This is a genomic window from Salinibacterium sp. CAN_S4, assembly GCF_015752305.1.
Taxonomy (GTDB): domain Bacteria; phylum Actinomycetota; class Actinomycetes; order Actinomycetales; family Microbacteriaceae; genus Rhodoglobus.
This window is the reverse complement of record NZ_JADOVB010000011.1, coordinates 1-1,048: the sequence shown is the minus strand read 5'-3', so window position 1 is coordinate 1,048 and position 1,048 is coordinate 1. Positions and strand designations below refer to the sequence as shown.

At 64.0% G+C, this 1,048-nt stretch carries 1 pseudogene and 1 other annotated feature; the pseudogene reads left to right on the top strand.

The annotated features are described in order from the left end of the window. Positions 1-53: 53 nt before the first annotated feature. Positions 54-1,048: pseudogene (locus IWX81_RS14925) on the top strand (IS3 family transposase); the annotation flags it as partial. Further along, positions 323-457 (top strand) — a sequence feature (AL1L pseudoknot). Its footprint overlaps the pseudogene before it by 135 nt.

Here is a 1,048-nt window from a genome sequence, read left to right as displayed (position 1 = left end):
TGAAGCGCCCCAGGTTTGATGCCGCATCCTTTTGAGTTGGAAGGATGTATGTCATGCCTAAGAAGATCGATCCCGCGCTGCGTGAGCGCGCTGTCCGGCTGGTGCGTGAGCACCGGTCGGAGTATCCGTCGTTGACGGCCGCGTCAGCGGCCGTTGCCCGCCAGATCGGTGTCGGGCACGAGTCCGTGCGCCGGTGGGTGCTGCAAGCCGATATTGATGACGGCACCCGTGACGGGGTGACCAGTGTTGAGCACGCGGAGATCAAGCGGCTGAAGGCGGAGAACACACGCCTGCGTGAGGATGTTGCGATCCTGCGGGCGGCGGCGAGTTTCTTCGTGGGGGAACTCGACCCCCGCAACCGTTCATGATGGGTTTCATCGACACGATGAGATCCGAGGGGCACGCGGTCGAGTCGATCTGTCGGGTTCTGCGTGAGCAGGGCTGCCAGATCGCCGCGCGCACCTACCGAGCCTGGAAGCGAGGTGGGGTCGCGACCCGGACGGTCACTGACGCGCTGGTGGCCAACGCAGTCCGCGAGGCCGCGTGGACCACCGTCGACGTCGCCGGGCGCCAACTACGAAAACTCACCCCTGAAGGTCTCTATGGTCGGCGCAAGATGACCGCGCTGATCCGGCGCACCACGATCCCCGGCGCATCCCGCGGAGCGATCGACAGGGCTATGCGGGCGCTCGGACTGCAGGGCATCCGCCGGGACAAGGGCATCCGCACCACGATCCCAGCCAAAGACGGGATCCGTGCCGGAGATCTGTTGAATCGGGACTTCACCGCGCCGCGCCCGGATCACACCTGGGTGATGGACTTTACGTATTGCCGAACCTGGGCCGGGTGGGTTTATGTTGCGTTCATCGTCGATGTGTTCTCACAACGCATCGTCGCCTGGCACGCGCAAACCACTAAGCACGTCGAGCTGGTGATGATCCCGCTGCGGATGAGTCTTTGGGAACGCAGCCGCCAGGGCCGCCCGATTCAACCTCAGCAACTGCGCGCACATTCGGACGCCGGATCTCAATATACCGCCGTAACTTAC